Genomic DNA, 18452 nt, shown 5'->3' on the forward strand with positions numbered 1-18452 from the left:
ATGCCAGAACACATTGTGCGCCGCCCGACCATTCAACCGTCAAGCAGATGCTGAAGCTGCGATCGCAGCCATTGGTGTGCCGGGTCACCGTCCCGCCGCTTGTGCCAGATCTGCGTGAACTCAAAGGCCGGAATCTCGAAGGGAGGGGCGAACACGCAAAGCCCGTTGTCCGGCGCCGGCAGTATCCGGCTGGCAACGGTCAGCACCAGGTCGGTGCCGGCGATCAGGCGCGGCGCCACGCCCCAATGCGGGATGACGAGGCAGAGCCGCCGCTTGTGGCCCAGTTCGGCCAAAGCCTTGTCGACTTCGCTCTGACGCTCGGGCCGCAAATCGACCAGCGCGTGCGGCCGGCCCAGATAGGTCGCCAGATCCATCGCCTTCTCGGCGCCAAGGCTTGCCGCATCGGCGAGACAGGCAAAGTGCTCGTCGAACAGCCGATGCGAGCGCACGGATCGATCGAGGTCTGGAAAGACGCCGAAGGCAAGATCGCTCTCGCCGTCGACGATTTGCGAAGCCATCACCTCGCGGCTCGCCTGGCTGACCACGAGGTCGACATGCGGCGCCCGCGCCCGCAGGAGCGGCAGCAGGGCCGGCAGGATGACGGCGGCGCCATAGTCCGACATGGCGAGCCGAAACGTTCGGCGCTCCGTCGCCGGGTCGAAGCCGGCCGGTGCCAGGAGGTGCCGCATGCGGTCGAGCGCTTCGGTCAGGGCCGGCGCGATTTCCATGGCGCGTGCCGTCGGCTCGAGGCCACCCGCCCGCCTGACCAGCAGCGGGTCATCGAGAAGGTGGCGCAACCTGGCGAGCGCATGGCTGACGGCTGGCTGGCTCTTGTTCAAGCGTATTGCCGCCCGCGAGACGTGGCGTTCGGCAAGCAAGGCCTCCAGCACGACGAGGAGGTTGAGATCGATACCAGCGAGACTATTCATCTCATGCATAGTATGTGTGAGATGATCGAATTTCCATATGTAAACGTGATGGTCTATCTCGGCATGATCGATATGGAGACAATCGCATGCCCAGCGCCTTTTCCTTTCTGGTCGCCGCCTTGCTGGCGGGGGCCGCCGTGCCCTTCCAGGCAGGGGCGAACGCCATGCTTGGCCGCCTGCTTGGCCATCCGCTGTGGGCGACCTTCGTCTCGCTGGGTGTCAGCGTCGTGCTGATCGTCCCGGTCATGATAGCCTTCAGGCTGCCGGTTCCTTCCGTCGGGATGGCGCTCAAAGGTCCGTGGTGGATCTGGATCGGCGGCGCGGCAGGCGTGGTCTACATCACCGCCGCACTGCTGCTGGCGCCGAGACTCGGTGCCGCGAGCTTCATCGTTGCCGTTATTGCCGGCCAGATGGTCGCCTCGCTGGTCATCGATCATTTCGCCTTGATGAGCTTTGCCCATCGGCCGGTGAATATTGCCCGCTTCGCCGGACTTGCGTTCATCATAGCCGGGCTCGTCGTAACGCAATGGGCAAGCACGATTGCCCCGCAGGCAGCCCAGCCCGGTTCGCATCCAACCCAAAAAGGAGACGCCCAATGACACCTCATCTCGTCCTGCGCGTGGCGCGGCCGACGAACGATCTTGCCGCGGTCATCCGCTTCTATCGGGATGGTCTTGGTTTCCAGGAGCTGTTTCGCTTCAGCGGCCATGACGGCTTCGACGGCGTCATGCTCGGGCAGCCCGGTGACGTCTATCATTTCGAATTCACCCACGCCCATGGCCACGACGCCGGCAGGGCGCCGACAGCGGACAATCTGGTCGTCTTCTACATGCCGGATCGTGACGCCTGGGAAGCCGCCGTGCAGCGCATGAAGGATCACGGCTATGCCACCGTGCCGTCCTTCAATCCCTACTGGGACAGGCAAGGGGTCACCTTCGAGGATTGCGACGGCTATCGCGTCGTGTTGCAGAACGCCGATTGGCACGCCGTCGCGCAGCAGGCCTAGCTGGTCGACAGGGCGGGTCCTATTGCACCTCGTAGCCGACTTCCTCGCTGGCGTGGCAGAGCGTCTTCCAGAACGAGCGCGCGAACGAGCGGAAGACATAGATGTCGAATTGGTCGGCGCCGGTGCGCTGGATCTGGGCGAAGACGTCGTGATGGGTGGTCGAGCGGCCAGCCCCGACGGGAAAGGCCGGCAGCGAAAAGTCGATGGCGAAGAATTTCGCCAGCACCCATTCGGCCTTCGGCCCGGCAATGCGGATGGCGGTGCGGCCATGCGACAGGTCGGTGACCGTGCCGATGGCCGGGGTCACCACCTTGGCAAAGGCCGTGGCCAGACCTTCGGCCTCGTCGGCGACGGTGAATTTTCCTGGCGCGAAGCCGAACACCGACTTCACGCCGTCGCTCAGGCCACCGCCGGCGCCATCGGGCAGAGCAAGCCCGGCGACGGTGCGGATGGCTGATATCAGCTTCTTCTCTTCGCCCGGCCAGGCGGCGAGCTGCACGATCGAGCCCGGCCGTGTCTCGGTCAGGATGATCTCGACGCCATGCTCGAAATTGCCGTGCGAGCCGATGTGAAATTCCGGTTCAAGCGGTGATTGGCGCTCAACCATGCATGCGGCTCCCGTCCGGGTCGTAGAAGTGGTTGGAGACGATCTCGACCGGTCCGAACCGGTTGCGCAACGGATCGGAGACATGGGCGCGTGTGCCCTGCCGTGCCTTGCCGCCCTTGACCAGCGCCAGCGCGATGTGCTTGCCGAGCGCCGGCGAATAGCAGCAGGCGGTGATGTGACCGATCGAGCCGTGCGGATTGGCTTCGTCGACCTCTTCTACGATGTGCGCGCCGCCGTTGAGCGGCCGGTTGTCGAGGGCGATCAGGCCGACCAGTTCCAGCCGGTCGGACGCGATCAGGCCTTCGCGGTCCATCATCGCCGAGCCGATGAACGGCTTCTTCTTGGACAGCATCCAGTCGAGATGCAGGTCGCGCGCGGTGGTGCGGCCGTCGATCTCGGCGCCGGTGACATGGCCCTTTTCGATGCGCATCGTGCCCAGCGCCTCGAGCCCGTAGCTGACCAGCCCGAACGGCTTGCCTGCCTCGACAAGTGCTTCCCAGACATGGCTGCCGTGGCCGGCGCCGGAATAGACCTCGAAGGCCATTTCACCAGAGAAGGAGAGCCGGCAGATCATCACCGGAACGCCTGCTATCTCGCCGCGCACGATGCCCATGAAGGGCAGGGTGGCATTGTCGACCGATGTGCCGGTGACACAGGTGGCGAGGATTTGCCTGGCCCTTGGCCCGCCGATCGCGGCACCTGCCCATTCGTCTGTCACCGAGGTGACGTGGACCTTCAGCTCCGGCCAGATGACGTCGAGGAAATATTCCAGATGCTGCATCACCTTGCCGGCGTTGGCCGTGGTGGTGGTCATCAGGAAATCCTGCTCGCCGAGCCGCCATGTGGTGCCGTCGTCAAAGGCGAGGCCATCCTCGCGCAGCATCAGACCGTAGCGGGCCTTGCCGACGGCCAGCGTCGAAAACATGTTGGTGTAGACGCGGTCGAGGAAGACGGCCGCATCAGGGCCTTGCACGGCAATCTTGCCCAGCGTCGAGACATCGACGATGCCGGCGCTTTCGCGCGTCGCCTTGGCTTCGCGCACATAGGCCTGCTCGACCGTCTCGCCCGCATGGCCATAGATCATCGGCCGATACCAGAGGCCAGCGGAGTACATCGTCGCGCCATTGGCGAGGTGCCAGTCATGCATCGGCGTCAGCCGCTCGGGCTTCAGGTCGCCGAAGCGTTCCGCCGCCAGCGAGCCGATCGACACCGGCGCAAAGGGCGGCCGGAAGCGCGTCGTGCCAACCTCGGGGATCGGCTTGCCCAGCGCTTCGGCCATGATGGCAAGGCCAGGCACGTTGGAGCTCTTGCCCTGGTCGGTCGCCATGCCGAGCGTGGTGTAGCGCTTCAGATGCTCGACCGAGACGAAGCCTTCGCGGTGCGCCAGCCGCACGTCCTCGGCCGTGACGTCGTGCTGGAAATCGACAAAACTCTTGCCCTTGGCCCTGATCTCGAACACCGGGGCGGGATCGGGATCGCCGGGTACGGATTCTACCATCGGCAATACAGAAGGCGTGCTCTGTCCACCGGCCGCGGCAATGCCGGCGGCGCGGCCTTCGGCGAAGGCTTCGGTGGTGGAAAAACTGCCGGTGAAGGCGCCGGCGCCGATCCAGCTCTGTGTCGGCTTTGGCGGCAGGAAGGCTTGCCGCGCGGCATTCCATTCCGCCTTGGCGCCGGCCTGGCTGGCCAGATGAATGGTCGGCGACCAGCCGCCTGACATCAGCAGGCAATCGGCATGGATGCTGCGCGCATCGCCGATGAGCGCGCCATTGGTCATGTCGAAGCGTTGCAGCTTGAGGCCGGACAGCGCCTTGCCGCCCTCGGTGGCGACGACAGCATGGCCAGCGAAGATTTCGGCCTCGGCTTCCGCGGCCAGCTTGCGCATTTCGGCGGAAAGCTCCGGCCTGACATCGGCGATGGCGACGACCGCGGCACCGGCTTTCTTCAAGGCGACGGCCGCGCGATAGGCGCTGTCATTGTTGGTGAACAGTGCGATCCGCTCGCCCGGCAGCACGCCGAACTCGTTGGCATAGCGCTCGGCGGCATGCGCCAGCATCACGCCTGGCCGGTCATTGCCGGGGAAGATCAGCGGCCGCTCGAAAGCACCGGTGGCCAGGACCACGGATTTGGCGCGGATCGCCCAATTGCGATGGCGCGGTTCGCCCTTGGCGGGCTGCTCCTTGTGGTCGCTGACCCGTTCGAGCGCGGCAAGCGTGTTGTTGTCGTAGTAGCCCCACACCGTGGTGCGCGGCAGAAGTCGGACATTGTCGCGGCCTTCGAGCTGGGCGACGATGCGGCGCGCCCAATCGGTGGCCGGCGCGCCATCGATCGTCTCATCCGACCAGTTGGCCGATCCGCCGAAGCGCGGCTCGAGATCAGCCAGCATGACGCGCGCGCCCTGATCGGCGGCGGCCTTGGCGGCCATCAACCCGGCGGGGCCCGAGCCGACCACCAGCACGTCGCAAAAGGCGTTCATGCGTTCGTAGCGGGCCGGGTCCTTTGCCGATCCGGCACTGCCGAGGCCGGCGGCGCGGCGGATGAAATGCTCGCAGAACATCCAGAAGCGCGTGCCTTTGAGCGGACCGAACACCGGTCCCATGAAGGTCTTGTAGTAGAAGCCGGCCGACAGGATCTTGCCGCCGAGCTGGTTGACGGCATTGATGTCCCAGGCAAGCGAGGGAAAGCGGTTCTGGCTGATGGCGACCAGCCCGTCATGGATCTCGACCATGGTCGCCGGAATGTTGGGCTCGCGGACCTCGCCCTTCAGCACCGTCACCAGGGCGTTGGGCTCCTCGACGCCTGCGGTGAGCAGGCCGCGCGGGCGGTGGTATTTGAACGAACGTCCGTAAAGCGTGACGCCCTTGGCCAGCAGTGCCGATGCCAGTGTATCGCCGGCATGGCCGGTATAGGGCGCGCCGTCGAAGGTGAAGCGGATGGTTTTCAGCCGGTCGACGCGGCCGCCAGTGTCGGTGCGGCGCGGGCTCATGCCTTGTCCTCCGCCTTGCGGCGCGCGGCCGAGCCATGATCGCCGCGCCCATGATCGCCCCGTACGAAGGCAACGCTGGAAATCTCATGCGTCAGCGTGTTGCGCACGACCCGCAGATGCGTGCGGCAACCGCCGGAATGCTGCCAGATCTCGTTGTGATCGCCGGCCGGGTTCAGTCGGTCATAGACATAGGCATTCCACGCCTCGAAATTCTGCGAGGCGGGGTCGGGACGCTCACGGTTGCCGTCACCTTGATAGGTGAACTCGATGACGTCGCGCGGGCCGCAATAGGGGCAAGTGATCAACATTGGACTCTACCTAATGCCTAATGCAGCCGCGGGTTTGCACCCTGGCCCTTGTCGTCGATCACCAGGCCGCGGTGGAAGCGGTCGAGCGTGAAGGGCGCGTTGAGGTCGTGCGGCTGGTCCTTGGCGATGGTCCAGGCAAAGCACCAGCCGGAAGCCGGCGTCGCCTTGAAGCCGCCATAGCACCAGCCGCAGTTGAGATACATGCCAGGCAGGGGACCAGTGGTGATGATCGGCGAGCCGTCCATCGACATGTCGCAGACACCGCCCCAGGAGCGCAGCATGCGCACGCGGGCAAGACCCGGAAACAGCGCCAGCATCTCGCTCATCACCTCGTCGACGATGGGCAGGTTGCCGCGCTGGGCGTAGCTGTTGTAGCCGTCGATGTCGCCGCCATAGATGAGGCCGCCCTTGTCCGACTGCGACATGTAGAAATGGCCCATGCCGAAGGTGACGACAGTGTCGATGAAGGGTTTCAGCGATTCGGTGACGAAGGCCTGCAGCACATGGCTCTCGATCGGCATCGTCTCGATGCCGGCCAGCTGCATGACGCGTCCGGTGCTGCCGGCGACCGCAACGGCCACCTTCTTGGCGCGGATGTCGCCACGCGAGGTGGACACGCCTGATATGCGGTCGCCGTCACGCAGGAAGCCGGTGACCTCGCAGTTTTCGATGATGTCGACGCCGCGACGGTCGGCGCCGCGCGCATAGCCCCAGGCGACCGCATCATGGCGGGCGGTGCCGGCGCGCCTTTGCATCAGGCCGCCGACCACCGGGAAGCGTGCGCTGTCGGAGATATCGAGCGCCGGGATCAGACGTTTGATCTCAGCCTTCGTCATCAGTTCGGCGTCGACGCCGAGATGACGCATGGCGTTGCCGCGCCTGGCGTAGTCGTCGAACTGGGCCGGCGTGTGGGCCAGGTTCAGGCAGCCACGCTGCGAGAACATGACGTTGTAATTGAGCTCGTGCGACAGGTTCTCCCACAGCTTCATCGAATGTTCGTAGAAGCGGGTGTTGGCCGGCAGCAGATAGTTCGAGCGCACAGCCGTGGTGTTGCGGCCGACATTGCCGGAACCGAGCCAGCCCTTTTCCACAACGGCGACATTGGTGATGCCGTGTTCCTTGGCGAGATAGTAGGCGGTGGCCAGCCCATGACCGCCGCCGCCGATGATGATGACATCATAGGACGCCTTCGGATCCGGCTTGCGCCAGGCCGGCTTCCAGTCCTTGTTTCCCTTGAGCGCATTCGCGAGCAGCGAAAAGGCCGAGTACTCTGCCATCATTGTCATCCGGTTCGGGCGATGCGGCAGACTATAGAGCAGGCCGCATCCGCAAAGCCAATATTGCGCCATTGCCTTTCGGCTGGCCGACGCTTGGGATGGGATTGGCCAGCGATGGCCACGACGACTTGCCCCGTGATATCGCCGTCTTTATCAAGGACAGGCTCTTTGAATGCCTTTGCCGCTGGTGAGTCGCCAACAAATCATGCTTTTTCGATTGCTTCGCTTCATTTTGATCCTCGCGCTTATAGTTTCGGCGCCGCCTTCGTTCGACGCGATGGCGCAAGCACTCGGCCAGGGCGCCGCCGGACTGATCACCGATCAGCAGAAAGTCATCCAGGGCCTGACGGCCAAGACTGACGATCTCGAAAAGAAAATACAGCAGGACGGGGAGGACGATGCCTCGCTGGTGGATATCCGCCTGCAACTGGAGGATCTCTCTCGCGCGGCGCTCACCAGTGCGCTGGCGTTTCGTTCGCGCCTCACCGATATCAACAATCGGATCGAGATGCTGGGTGCGCCGCCGGCGGCCGGCCAGCCGCAGGAGCCTGACATCGTGACCGGCGAACGCCAGGCGCTGGCGTCGGAAAAGGCCGAGATCAACGCGGTCGTCGCCAGCGCGCAGAACCTGTCGATCCGCATCAGCGGGCTGATCGACAAGATCGGCAACATGCGCAGCGCGCTGTTCCGCAACCTTTTGACCAAGCGCTACGTGCTGTCCGATGCACTGAGCCCGCAGGTCTTCTCGGACGCCAGGGACGAATTCGGCAATTTCTACAAGGCGGTGTCGTCCTGGCTGAGCTTTGCGTTCAAGTTCAAGTTCCAGGCCATACTGGCGGCGACCTTCGTGGCGCTCGGGCTTGCCTTGGTGCTGCTGGTCGGCGGCAGGCGCCTGTTCGGGCGCGTGTTCGAAGCCGACCCCACCAATGAAGACCCGTCCTACCTCAGCCGCCTGTCGGTGGCCTTCTGGTCGACCTTGCTGCCGACCTTGGCGGTTGGCGCCTTTCTCGGCTCGACCATCTTCTTTTTCAACTATTACAACGTGTTGCGGGGAGATATTGGTCTCTTCCTCAATGCGCTGGCGACGGTCATCGGGGTGGTGTTCTGCGTCAACCGGCTGACCAATGCGGCGCTGTCGCCGCGGCTGCCGAACTGGCGCCTCATCCCGGTCGAAACGGGGCCGGCGCGCTGGCTGGTGCGCCTGGCCACCGCCATGGCCGTGGTCATCAGCGTCAACACCTTCCTGTCGATCATCAACGACAAGATGGGTTCGCCGCTGTCGCTGACCATCGCCCGCAGTTTCGGCGCAACCATCATCGTCGGCGTCATCCTGATCCTGATGGCGATGCTGAGGCCGTTCAAGGCGCGTGACGGAAGCTGGCGGCCGTGGCCGGCATGGCTGCGCTACACATCGCTTGCGCTCGGTGTTTTCACCATCGTCGCCGCGCTGCTCGGCTATATCGGCCTTGCCTTGTTCGTCTCGCTGCAGGTGGTCGTTACCGGCACGGCGCTGATCACCGCCTATATCGGCTTCCTGTCGGCGCGCGCGATCGGCGAGGAGGGCGCTTTCGCCAACACCTCTGTCGGGCGCTGGCTGTCGGCCAATTCCAGCTACGAGGACACGGCACTCGACCAGCTCGGCCTTGTCGTCAGTGTCGCCATCAATCTGATGATCGTGCTGGTGTTCCTGCCGCTGATCCTGCTGATGTGGGGCTTCCAGCCCGGTGACATCGAGGCCTGGGCCTACAAGCTCGCAACCGGGATCAATATCGGCTCGGTGACGATTTCGGTCACCGGCATCCTTTCGGGCATCGTCGTCTTCGTCATCGGTTATTTCCTGACGCGCTGGTTCCAGGGCTGGCTCGACGGTTCGGTGATGGCGCGCGGCAAGGTCGATACCGGGGTGCGCAACTCGATCCGGCTGGCGGTCGGCTATGCCGGCGTCGCGCTTGCGGCACTCGTCGGTATCTCGGCGGCAGGCATCGACCTATCCAGTCTTGCACTGGTCGCCGGCGCTCTTTCCCTCGGCATCGGTTTTGGCCTGCAGAATGTCGTGTCCAATTTCGTCTCCGGCCTGATCCTTTTGGCTGAGCGGCCATTCAAGGTCGGCGACTGGATCGTCGCCGGCGATGTCAGCGGAACGGTCAAGAAGATCAGCGTGCGCGCCACCGAGATCGAGACCTTCCAGCGGCAGTCGGTGATCCTGCCCAATTCGAACCTGATCAACAACGCCGTCGGCAACTGGACGCACCGCAACAAGCTCGGCCGCGTCGACATCAAGGTCGGCGTCGCCTATGGCAGCGACGTCAGCCGAGTCCATGCCATCCTGCTGGAGATCGCACGCAGCCACCCGCTGGTGCTGAAGAACCCGGAACCCTTCGTGCTGTTTTCCAATTTCGGCACGGCAGCGCTCGAATTCGAGATCCGCGTGTTCCTGGCCGATGTGATGAACGGCAACATCGCGCAGAACGACATTCGTTTTGCCGTCCTCGAAAAGTTTAGTGACGAGCACATCGAGATACCGTCGACGCCGCGCGCCGTCGTCGATGCCCACAAGCCCAAGGCCTGGCCGACCGACGACGACAAGATCGAGGCCGACTTCGCTGAGCAGGAGCAGGCCAAGGTGGAAGCCGCGGCCGAAGCAAAACGAGCCGCCAAGACAGGGCGCAAGGTGCGCAAGCCCGATCCGGACTAGGGTGTATTGTGTTCAGCCGGCCCACCAACGGGCCGCTCGCAAACCGCCGAAAGCCAATTGCGGCATGAATGCGGCATTCAGTTGCGGTTCAGCTTCCATCTCATATAAGCTCCCATGCAAAGGCGAAAATGCCTTGCGAAATGCAACAGAGGCGGTGGGAACACCGATATTGCACCATGTGGAAGTCTCTCGTCGCTGCCGTCGCCCTGGTCGCCGCCATCGGCTCGGCCCATGCCGCGAGCGCGGTCAACAAGGACGCCGAGACCCGCACGCTGGTCGTGACGGAGGGCGGCAGCAAGACCGAGCTCGCGCTGGCCGGAGGCGAAACGGTTGAGTTCTGCCAGAATGGCTGTTTCGTCACCTTGCCGAACGGCGACCTCGAAGCCCTGACCGGTTCGGAAACGGTCGAAATCTCGGGTGGCGTCGCCCGCATCAAGTAATTCCGACGGCATGACAGGAAAGGCCGGGCAATTTGCTCGGCCTTTTATCGTTTCCGGTAGCGATTGTTTAACAATGACGCCGGAAATACCACCGCGGCAGCCGTCTACAACCGGGCGTTTTAACGTTCGCTATGCCGTTCCCGGCTATACCAGCTTCAAGACGCCGAAACGCGGCGCGCAACGAGATCCGTTCTGCGGATCATACGCTGGCAGGGCAGGACGGACATGGATGCGCGGTCGGACAGGAACGCAATACCGCTTGCGGTCGATCTCGATGGCACGCTGATCGCGACCGACCTGTTGTGGGAAGGGCTGTTCATCCTTCTCAAGAAGAACCCGCTCTACATCTTCCTCGTGCCGTTCTGGGCCGCCGGCGGGCCGGCGCGGCTGAAGCAGGCGATCGCGCAGCGCATCGACATCGATCCGGCATCGTTGCCCTATCGCGAGGTGCTGCTTTGCCGCCTCCGCACCGAGCACGGCGAGGGGCGCAAGATCGTGCTGGCAACCGGTACGCCACGCAAGTTCGCGGACGCCATTGCTTCCCATCTCGGCATTTTCGACCAGGTGCTGGCCACCGATGGCCTCGCCAATCTCACCTCGGGCAGGAAGCGTGCCTCGCTGATCGCGGCCTATGGCGATGGCGGCTTCGACTACGCCGGCAACAGTCGCCATGACCTGCAGGTCTTCGACGCCGCGCGCAACGCGATTGTCGTCGCACCCGACCGCCATGCCGCGCGCTGGCAAGCAGCACATGGCGCCGAGACGATACCGGTGCCGAAGCCGACTTTGCGGACCATCGTCAAGATGCTGCGCGTGCATCAGTGGCTGAAGAATTCGCTGATCGCCGTGCCGATGGTGCTCTCGCACGAATACTTCAACACCGACATGATCTGGGAATGCCTGCTGGCGTTCGTCTCATTCAGCGCGGTGGCGTCGGCGATCTATATCCTCAACGATTTCTTCGATCTCGCGCTTGACCGCAAGCACCTCACCAAGCGCAACAGGCCGTTCGCCAGCGGCGCACTGTCGATCCCGTTCGGCCTCGGCGCGATCGTCGTGCTGTTGGCGATCGGCATCGGCACCAGCCTGTTCTTGCCAATCCAATTCCTCGGTGTGCTCGGCGGCTACATGGTCGTCACCACGGCCTATTCGCTGTCGTTCAAGCGCATGCTGCTGGTCGACGTGCTGACGCTTGCCGGCCTCTATTCGATCCGCGTGATCGCCGGTGCGGCGGCGACCGGCGTCGATGTCTCGTTCTGGCTGCTCGCCTTCTCGATCTTCTTCTTTCTGTCGCTGGCGCTGGTGAAGCGCTTCGTCGAACTGCGCACCACCGCCATTCCGCCTGGGGAGCGCATTGCCGGGCGCGGCTATCGCACCGAAGACCAGGAGATCGTCGCCCAGGCCGGCATGGCCTCGGCCTTCTCCTCGGCGCTGGTTCTGGCGCTTTACATGGACAGCGTCGCCGTGCGCGAGCTTTATCCGCATCCGTGGCTGATCTGGCCGCTGGCGCCGATCGTGCTTTATCTCACCATGCGCGTCTGGATCCTGGCACGCCGCAACGAGATGCATGACGATCCGGTCGTCTTCATTATCAGCGACTGGCGCAGCCAGATCGTGGTGCTGATCGGCGCGGTGATGCTGGTCATCGGGGGCTGGTAGGCATGGCCATGGAGCGGTTCCCGAGCTTTGGCCTTGCCACACCGCCGGCGCCGTGCGCCATCGGTGCCGATGAGGCGATCACACTGCTGAAGGGCGGTCAGGCGAAGCCAGCGTCTTTGCTTGCCTATGGCAATGGCCGCTCCTACGGCGATTCCTGCCAGAACCAGGCCGGCGCGGTCGTCGATATGCGATCGCTGAACCGGATCCACGCCTTCAACGCCGAAACCGGTGTTCTCGAGGCGGATGCCGGCGTGCTGTTGTCCGACATCATCGCCCACGCTGCCCCTTACGGCTTCTTCCCGGCGGTCGTTCCAGGAACGCAGTTCGTTACGCTCGGCGGCGCCATTGCCAATGACGTGCACGGCAAGAACCACCACCGGCGCGGCACCTTCGGCTGCCATGTCGAAAGTTTCACGCTGCTCAGGTCCGACGGCAAGACCCATCGCTGCTCGGCATCGGGCAATGCGCGGCTGTTTGCGGCGACGATCGGCGGCATGGGGCTGACCGGTCTCATCCTGTCGGCCTCGATCCGCCTGATGCGGGTTCCTTCCCTCGACATCGTCGAAAAGGCGACGCCGTTTCGCGATCTCGGCGAATTTTTCGACCTGGCCGAGGCTGCCGATCAGGCCAATGAATACGCCGTTGCCTGGATCGACCAGTTGGCCGGCGGCCGCAACAGCGGTCGCGGGTTGCTGTTGTCAGGCAATCACGCCGAGCACGGCTCGCATGCCGCCTCGCGTGCCGGCGGCAATCTCTCGGTGCCGGTCCAGCCGCCGTTCAATGTACTCAACCGGCCGTTCCTGACTGCTTTCAACGCCGCCTATCGGTGGAAGAAGGGCAGGGCAACAGTGGCGCGCCAGACCGGATATCAGGGCTTCTTCTTTCCGCTTGACGGCGTGCGCGACTGGAACCGGCTTTACGGGCCGAAAGGGCTGTTCCAGCACCAGAGCGTGGTGCCGGAAGCGGCGGCGCGCGAGGCCGTGCCGGCACTGCTGGCGGCTGCAAGGCAAGCCGGGCAGGGCTCGTTCCTCACCGTGCTGAAACGCTTCGGCTCCATCCGCTCGCCGGCCCTGCTCTCGTTCCCGCGCCCCGGCTACACGCTGACGCTGGATTTCCCCAACAGGGGGGCAGCGACGCTCGCCTTGTTGCGGGACCTCGATCGCATCGCGGTCGAGGCCGGCGGCGCGGTCAACCCCTACAAGGACGCCCGCATGGGCGCCGACGTCTTCGCTTCGTCCTTTGCCGAATGGCCACGGCTGGAGGCACTGCGCGATCCCGCCTTCATGTCTGATTTCTGGGCGCGGACGGCAAGGAAGCTGGACACGCGGCGAGGTGCGGTCGAGGCGGCGGAATAGATAAAAATCGAGTAATTCTTGGTTACCGAATCGTTAAATCCACGATTCACTCAAAACATTCTTGTGGCTTCACGAAATGTTTGCGGGTTTGTAATAGGAAGCGTGAAGGGGTGGCTTGGAACACATGAAATACATCGTCTTCATTCTCTTTACGGTCATGACCAATGCTGCTGCACAGCTGATGCTGAAGCAAGGCATGATGTCGCTCGGGCCGATCTCGTTCGAGGGCGTCAATCCGCTCGTCAAGCTGTTGCAGATCGTCTTCAGCCCCTGGGTGTTTCTGGGCCTCTGCACCTTCGTCATCTCGATGGCCTCGCATCTCTATGTGCTGTCCAAGGTCGAGCTTTCCTTCGCCTATCCGTTCCTCAGCCTCGCCTATGTCGCTGTCGCCATCTTCGCCTATTTCGTCTTCCGCGAGGATCTCAATGGCTGGCGCATCGCCGGCATCGCCTTCATCTGCGTCGGAACGGTGCTGATCGCCCAAAGTGGGCGAGGGCATGAAGACCAGACGGCTTCCATCACGCCCGACAAGATCCAAGCAAACGAGACTGTTCGATGAGACATGTGATTTTCGGCGGTGACGGTTTCGTCGGCCGCCACCTTGCCCCGAAGCTTGTGGCCGATGGTGAAGAGGTTGTCGTCGCCGACATCGTCAAGAGCGACCTGCCGCATTACCGTAGCGTCCGCTTTATCCAATGCGACGTCACCGATCCGGCGTCGGTCGCCGCGGTTGGGCTCAAAGCCGACGACATGGTCTACAATCTGTCGGCCAAGATGCTGTCGCCGATCCAGGTGCGCGCCAAGCGGCACGATTTTTTCTTCCCGGTGAATTTCCATGGCACCGAGCACATCATGCAGGCGATGGACAGAGCCGGCGCGGCCAAGCTTGTCCACTACACGACCGACATGATCTACGGCCACACGGTCACCCAGCCGATGACCGAAGAACATCCGGTCGCGCCGCTTGGCGAGTATGGCTGGTCGAAGCAGAGGACCGAGGAACTGGCGGCCGAATGGCGCAAGCGCGGCATGTCGATCTCGCTGTTTCGTCCGCGCCTGATTATCGGTCCCGGCCGGCTTGGCATCCTGGAAAAGCTGTTCAAGCTGATCGACTGGAATTTTCCCGTGCCGATGATCGGCTCGGGCAAAAACCCGTATCAGTTCATTTCCGTTTTCGACTGTGCGGAAGCTGCCCGCGCGGCCTGGAAGGCCGGCGTGCCCAACGAGGCCTATAATCTCGGCTCACTCAACCCACCGCCGGTGAAGAAGCTGCTCGGCGACCTGATCAGGCACGCCGGCTCGAAATCGATCCTGATCCCGACACCGGGCTGGGCGGTCAAGCGCACGCTCGACCTGCTCGACCTGATGAACATGCCGATCATGGATCCCGAGCAATATCTGATTGCCGACGAGGAGTGCGTGCTCGACGTGTCCAAGGCCGGGCGTCAGCTCGGCTGGGTGCCGCAGTATCGCGACGAGGACATGCTGATCGCCGCCTACAGCGAGTACCGCGCCAAGAAGGCCGGTCACGCTGTCGCCACCAAACATGTGCCCGCCGAATAGCGGCTCGCAAAACAGCTTTCGTTGCGCCCGATCCTGGTCGTGCGTGCAGACAGGAGATTGAAATGACCGTCATGGCCAAGCCCGAACAGACGAACGTGCGCACCATGGTCAGCGCGCCGTCGCTGTCGCCCGCCACCATCGCCAAGCCCGACCTGATCAGCGTCGAGCAGGCCAAGGCGATGGATGTCGCCCGTATGACCGACCTGTTCAAGGCGCATCTCAACCCCGGCCAGCTTCATTTCATGAAGCTGCTCGGCTTCCACAAGATCAAGATCGAGCGCGCCGAAGGCATGTTCTACATCGACCAGAATGGCCGCAAGATCCTCGATTTCTTCGGTGGCTTCGGCTCGCTGGCCTTCGGCCACAACCATCCGCGCATTCTGGAAGCACGCAAGAAATTCCAGGAGGAGAAGCGCCAGGAAATCGCCATCGCCTTCATGTCGCAATACGCGGCCGCCCTTGCGCACAACATCGCCAAATGCTCGCCCGGCGATCTCGACATGGTGTTTTTGGGCTCGTCCGGCTCGGAAGCTATGGAAGCGGCGGTGAAGCTCGCCGAGCGCGCCGCCGGCCCGAAGCGGCCGAAGATCGTCTATGCCGAGAATTCCTTCCACGGCAAGACCAAGGGCGTGCTGGGCATCACCGACGGCCAGCTCTACCGCGCCGACTTCAAGATGGCGGACAACACGATCCGCATCCCGTTTGCCGACATCGAGGCGGTCGAGCGCCTGTTCCGTTCCGACCCGGAGGTCGGCGTCATCGTGCTGGAAACCATCCAGGGCGGCGGCGGCATCATCCAAGCAGAGGCGCAATACTGGCAGAAGCTGCGCGCGCTGTGCGACCAGTATGGCGTGCTGTGGGTCGCCGACGAAGTGCAGTGCGGCTATGGCCGCTCGGGCCGCTTCTATGCCTTCGAGCATTACGGCGTCATTCCCGACGTGACGGCGCTGGCCAAGTCGCTCGGCGCCGGCAAGGCGGCGGTCGGCGCGATGATTGCGCGGCGCGAGGTCTACATGAAGGCCTATGGCACGCCGAAGACGGCGATGATCCATGCCATGGCTACCTTCGGCGGCATGGGCGAGGCCTGCGTCACCTCGATCGAGGGGCTCAACGTGCTCTATGATGAGGGGCTGATCGACAATGCCGCCGTCACCGGCGACTATCTGCTGCAGCGGCTGCAGGTGCTCAGGGAAAAATACCCGAAGATCATCAAGGATGTGCGCGGCAAAGGCTTTATGGTCGGCCTGGAGTTCCACGACTTCTCGCAGACCTTACCGATGGTGCTGCGGCCGATCGTCAGCGTGCTCGACGACAAGCTGAAGGGGTCGTTGTCGGGCTTCGTCGGCGCGCTGCTGTTGCGCGACTATGACGTGCTCGTCGCCTTCACCGAATACAACCGCAACGTCATCCGGCTCGAGCCGCCGCTGATCTGCCAGCGCGAGCATGTCGACCGCTTCGTCGATGCCTTCGACAGCCTGCTGTCGCGCGGCATCGTGGGAATCGTGAAGGATTTCGTCAAAAGCCAAGTCCGTTAGAAACGAAGCCCGCTGAGTTCGACAATGCTGACCAGGTCGCCCGCACCGAACAACCCACTCGACCGGCTCACCGCGGCCGGTCTGGCGTGGGGCGAGGGGACCTATGCGCGGTTGGCAGCACCGATCGGTGCGGCGGCCTTCGCGCTCTACATCTTCTTTACAGCGTTCACCGCCTGGGTGATGCCAGACGCCAACTGGGACATGCTGCCCTATCTCGCAATAGCAGAGGAGGGCACCTATCCCGATGCCCAGGCGCTGCACGACTATGCCTATAGCACTGTCAAATCAGGCGTTTCAGCGGGCGACTACAAGGCGCTGACCGATGATGGCGGCGGCTTCCGCAGCCACATGACGGAGAATGCCGCCGACTTCCATTCGCTGCTCGGCATGTACCGGATCAAGTTTCTGTATGCCGAGATCCTGTCGACGATGAGCGCGGTGATGTCGCCGGTCGAGGCGATGCGCCTGGTGTCGGTGTTCTCCGTTCTGCTGTTCGGCGCGATTGCGTTGCTCTGGTTGCGATCCGAGGGGGCACTGGCCTTGGCGCCTGTCGTCGGCGCGGTGCTGATCATGGCCGATTTCGGCGATGCGGCGCGTGCCTCGACGCCGGATCTGCTCACGTCAGCGCTGTTGCTGGGTGGGCTTTATGCCTATGTCCGCGGCCGCGAGGTGGCGACGGCGATCCTGCTCTTTCTCGCCTTCATGGTGCGGCCGGACAACATTGTTTTCCTTGCGATTTTCGCTGTGCTGCTGGTCGCGTTCCGGCAGAGGGCATGGGGTGCGCTGGCTGGTTTTGCCGCTTCCTTCGTTGCCTACTTCGCCATCTCGCACTGGGCGCATCATCCCGGCTGGTGGCCGCATCTGTGGTTCTCCAGCATCGAACAGCACTACAATATGGACGGGTTCGAGCCGCCATTCTCGGTCACGGCCTATCTCAGGGCGTTTGCCACCTCGCTGTTGCGCGCCGTCAGCCTGAACAGCTGGGTGGGCGTGTCGGTGCTGGCACTGGCCGGCTGGTTTGCTGCCGCCCGCGCCGGCTTCCGCCTCGATCGCCGCGCCGGCATCCTGTTTGCGGCGCTGGTGCTCGGTGCGCTGGCGAAGTTCACCGTCTTCCCGATCCACGACACGCGCATCTATTTCCCGCATCTGATCCCGCCATTCCTGCTGCTGGCGACGCCGTTCATGGCGCTGTGGGCGGCCGTCACTCGCGGCCAGAATCGCGCTGCCATGCAAATCATTCCCGGAGACAAGTCATGAGTTCGCTATCCAGCCTGGCGCGCGTTGCCCTGTCGCTTGGTCTTCCCAAGGGCATTCTCGATCGCGGCCCTTCGCTGCGCGGCACGAAATTCCTGGCCAAGGCGGCGCTGAAGGCGCGCTTCGGTGGGGCAGCGCGACCGTTCCAGATGGTCAACGTCGGCGCCTGCGACGGCGCGCTGTTCGACGATGTGACACCTTGGCTGCACAGGATTCCCGGTGCACGGGCCATGCTGGTCGAGCCGATCCCGTACAATCAGAAACGGCTGCGCGCCAACTATCCCGACACCAGCCGGTTCATCATCGAGCCCGTGGCGGTGACAAAGGCCAGGGGCACGATCACCGTCCACACCTTCGATGCCGCCGCGCTCGAGGCAGGTACGCTGCCGATCGAGTTCATCGGCTGCTCGTCGGTCACCGACACCAATCTGATGTCGGGCAAGAATGCCTGGGGCGAGGCCGACGCCAATTTCAACAAGTTCGCCCCGCATCTCAGGGATATCGAGGTGCCGTCGGAAACGCTGCAGACGCTGCTCGACCGCAACGGCATCACCCATATCGACGCCTTCCTCGTCGATTGCGAGGGCGCCGACTGGATCGTCTTCGAACAGCTCGACCTCAAGCGCTACCGCCCCGGCATGATCAAGGTCGAGGTCGGTGCGCTGCCCGCGGCCGAGATCGGCCAGGTCGTGGTCAAGCTGAAGACCTCAGGCTATCAGGTCGGCTTCCAGGCCGAGGACATCTGGGCCTTCGCCTGAGTTAGCCCCCACTCGAAAAGCGAACCGTCCAAGGCGCCGGACGGGAAGCATTCTGCCGTCTGGTCGCTCGGCTTTTTGCC

Annotated in this window: 16 protein-coding genes; 11 read left to right on the forward strand and 5 right to left on the reverse strand. The window is 63.6% G+C overall.

Annotated elements, in window-relative coordinates; all coding sequences use genetic code 11:
* Positions 1-32 precede the first annotated feature (32 nt).
* Positions 33-929, reverse strand: coding sequence for a LysR family transcriptional regulator (locus HB777_09090; protein QND64045.1), 897 nt, complete (start codon positions 927-929; stop codon positions 33-35).
* An 86-nt stretch (positions 930-1015) separates the two neighbouring features.
* Here HB777_09090 and HB777_09095 point away from each other — a divergent pair, with 86 nt between their 5' ends.
* Both HB777_09095 and HB777_09100 read left to right on the forward strand, forming a co-directional pair.
* Positions 1016-1528: a DMT family transporter gene (locus HB777_09095; protein QND64046.1), complete on the forward strand. Its 513-nt coding sequence runs from the start codon at positions 1016-1018 to the stop codon at positions 1526-1528.
* Positions 1525-1935: a VOC family protein gene (locus tag HB777_09100; GenBank protein ID QND64047.1), complete on the forward strand. Its 411-nt coding sequence runs from the start codon at positions 1525-1527 to the stop codon at positions 1933-1935. The genes HB777_09095 and HB777_09100 overlap by 4 nt, the downstream gene beginning before the upstream one ends.
* A gap of 19 nt (positions 1936-1954) precedes the next feature.
* Here the strand turns inward: HB777_09100 and soxG are convergent, their stop codons facing one another.
* The 4 genes from soxG to HB777_09120 are packed head-to-tail and all read right to left on the reverse strand — an operon-like array spanning position 1955 to position 7113.
* Entirely contained in the window at positions 1955-2542 is a 588-nt protein-coding gene (soxG, locus tag HB777_09105; protein ID QND64048.1) for a sarcosine oxidase subunit gamma family protein, read from the reverse strand.
* Positions 2535-5528, reverse strand: a complete 2994-nt coding sequence (locus HB777_09110; protein ID QND64049.1) for a sarcosine oxidase subunit alpha — start codon at positions 5526-5528, stop codon at positions 2535-2537. The genes soxG and HB777_09110 overlap by 8 nt, the downstream gene beginning before the upstream one ends.
* A complete protein-coding gene (locus tag HB777_09115; protein ID QND64050.1) occupies positions 5525-5836 on the reverse strand; it encodes a sarcosine oxidase subunit delta in 312 nt (103 codons plus the stop codon). The genes HB777_09110 and HB777_09115 overlap by 4 nt, the downstream gene beginning before the upstream one ends.
* 17 nt (positions 5837-5853) lie before the next feature.
* Positions 5854-7113: a sarcosine oxidase subunit beta gene (locus HB777_09120; GenBank protein QND64051.1), complete on the reverse strand. Its 1260-nt coding sequence runs from the start codon at positions 7111-7113 to the stop codon at positions 5854-5856.
* Positions 7114-7318: 205 nt separating this feature from the next.
* Between HB777_09120 and HB777_09125 the strand changes: the two genes are divergently transcribed.
* From HB777_09125 to HB777_09165, 9 genes are all read left to right on the forward strand, one after another.
* Positions 7319-9808, forward strand: coding sequence for a mechanosensitive ion channel family protein (locus HB777_09125; GenBank protein QND64052.1), 2490 nt, complete (start codon positions 7319-7321; stop codon positions 9806-9808).
* 176 nt (positions 9809-9984) lie between these two features.
* Positions 9985-10248 carry a hypothetical protein gene (locus tag HB777_09130; GenBank protein QND64053.1) on the forward strand — a complete coding sequence of 88 codons (264 nt, stop codon included), beginning with the start codon at positions 9985-9987 and terminating at the stop codon, positions 10246-10248.
* A 225-nt stretch (positions 10249-10473) separates the two neighbouring features.
* A complete protein-coding gene (locus tag HB777_09135; GenBank protein ID QND64054.1) occupies positions 10474-11907 on the forward strand; it encodes a UbiA family prenyltransferase in 1434 nt (477 codons plus the stop codon).
* Positions 11908-11909: 2 nt separating this feature from the next.
* Entirely contained in the window at positions 11910-13262 is a 1353-nt protein-coding gene (locus HB777_09140) for an FAD-binding oxidoreductase (protein ID QND64055.1), read from the forward strand.
* 124 nt (positions 13263-13386) lie between these two features.
* On the forward strand, positions 13387-13821 hold the full coding sequence (locus tag HB777_09145; protein QND68716.1) for an EamA family transporter: 435 nt from the start codon (positions 13387-13389) through the stop codon (positions 13819-13821).
* Positions 13818-14825 (forward strand): NAD(P)-dependent oxidoreductase, encoded by a 1008-nt coding sequence (locus HB777_09150; GenBank protein QND64056.1) that lies wholly within the window; start codon positions 13818-13820, stop codon positions 14823-14825. The genes HB777_09145 and HB777_09150 overlap by 4 nt, the downstream gene beginning before the upstream one ends.
* Positions 14826-14887: 62 nt before the next feature.
* Positions 14888-16360 carry an aspartate aminotransferase family protein gene (locus HB777_09155; protein QND64057.1) on the forward strand — a complete coding sequence of 491 codons (1473 nt, stop codon included), beginning with the start codon at positions 14888-14890 and terminating at the stop codon, positions 16358-16360.
* A gap of 24 nt (positions 16361-16384) precedes the next feature.
* The gene (locus HB777_09160; GenBank protein ID QND64058.1) at positions 16385-17617 is read left to right on the forward strand and encodes a DUF2029 domain-containing protein; all 1233 of its coding nucleotides are present in this window, start codon (positions 16385-16387) and stop codon (positions 17615-17617) included.
* Complete coding sequence (locus HB777_09165) at positions 17614-18372, forward strand: FkbM family methyltransferase (GenBank protein QND64059.1); 759 nt, start codon at positions 17614-17616, stop codon at positions 18370-18372. Before HB777_09160 ends, HB777_09165 begins: the two co-directional genes overlap by 4 nt.
* Positions 18373-18452: the final 80 nt, after the last annotated feature.

Origin of the sequence: Mesorhizobium loti, from assembly GCA_014189435.1 — a bacterium.
Lineage (GTDB): Bacteria > Pseudomonadota > Alphaproteobacteria > Rhizobiales > Rhizobiaceae > Mesorhizobium > Mesorhizobium loti_G.

Bases quoted from the DNA above. Each gene is read 5' to 3' on its own strand.
- HB777_09140 (QND64055.1), top strand. From the start codon at position 11,910: ATGGCCATGGAGCGGTTCCCGAGCTTTGGCCTTGCCACACCGCCGGCG.
- HB777_09165 (QND64059.1), top strand. From the start codon at position 17,614: ATGAGTTCGCTATCCAGCCTGGCGCGCGTTGCCCTGTCGCTTGGTCTT.
- HB777_09150 (QND64056.1), top strand. From the start codon at position 13,818: ATGAGACATGTGATTTTCGGCGGTGACGGTTTCGTCGGCCGCCACCTT.
- HB777_09100 (QND64047.1), top strand. From the start codon at position 1,525: ATGACACCTCATCTCGTCCTGCGCGTGGCGCGGCCGACGAACGATCTT.
- HB777_09110 (QND64049.1), bottom strand. From the start codon at position 5,528: ATGAGCCCGCGCCGCACCGACACTGGCGGCCGCGTCGACCGGCTGAAA.
- HB777_09155 (QND64057.1), top strand. From the start codon at position 14,888: ATGACCGTCATGGCCAAGCCCGAACAGACGAACGTGCGCACCATGGTC.
- HB777_09145 (QND68716.1), top strand. From the start codon at position 13,387: ATGAAATACATCGTCTTCATTCTCTTTACGGTCATGACCAATGCTGCT.
- HB777_09130 (QND64053.1), top strand. From the start codon at position 9,985: ATGTGGAAGTCTCTCGTCGCTGCCGTCGCCCTGGTCGCCGCCATCGGC.
- HB777_09125 (QND64052.1), top strand. From the start codon at position 7,319: ATGCTTTTTCGATTGCTTCGCTTCATTTTGATCCTCGCGCTTATAGTT.
- HB777_09115 (QND64050.1), bottom strand. From the start codon at position 5,836: ATGTTGATCACTTGCCCCTATTGCGGCCCGCGCGACGTCATCGAGTTC.
- HB777_09120 (QND64051.1), bottom strand. From the start codon at position 7,113: ATGGCAGAGTACTCGGCCTTTTCGCTGCTCGCGAATGCGCTCAAGGGA.
- HB777_09090 (QND64045.1), bottom strand. From the start codon at position 929: ATGAATAGTCTCGCTGGTATCGATCTCAACCTCCTCGTCGTGCTGGAG.
- HB777_09160 (QND64058.1), top strand. From the start codon at position 16,385: ATGCTGACCAGGTCGCCCGCACCGAACAACCCACTCGACCGGCTCACC.
- soxG (QND64048.1), bottom strand. From the start codon at position 2,542: ATGGTTGAGCGCCAATCACCGCTTGAACCGGAATTTCACATCGGCTCG.
- HB777_09135 (QND64054.1), top strand. From the start codon at position 10,474: ATGGATGCGCGGTCGGACAGGAACGCAATACCGCTTGCGGTCGATCTC.
- HB777_09095 (QND64046.1), top strand. From the start codon at position 1,016: ATGCCCAGCGCCTTTTCCTTTCTGGTCGCCGCCTTGCTGGCGGGGGCC.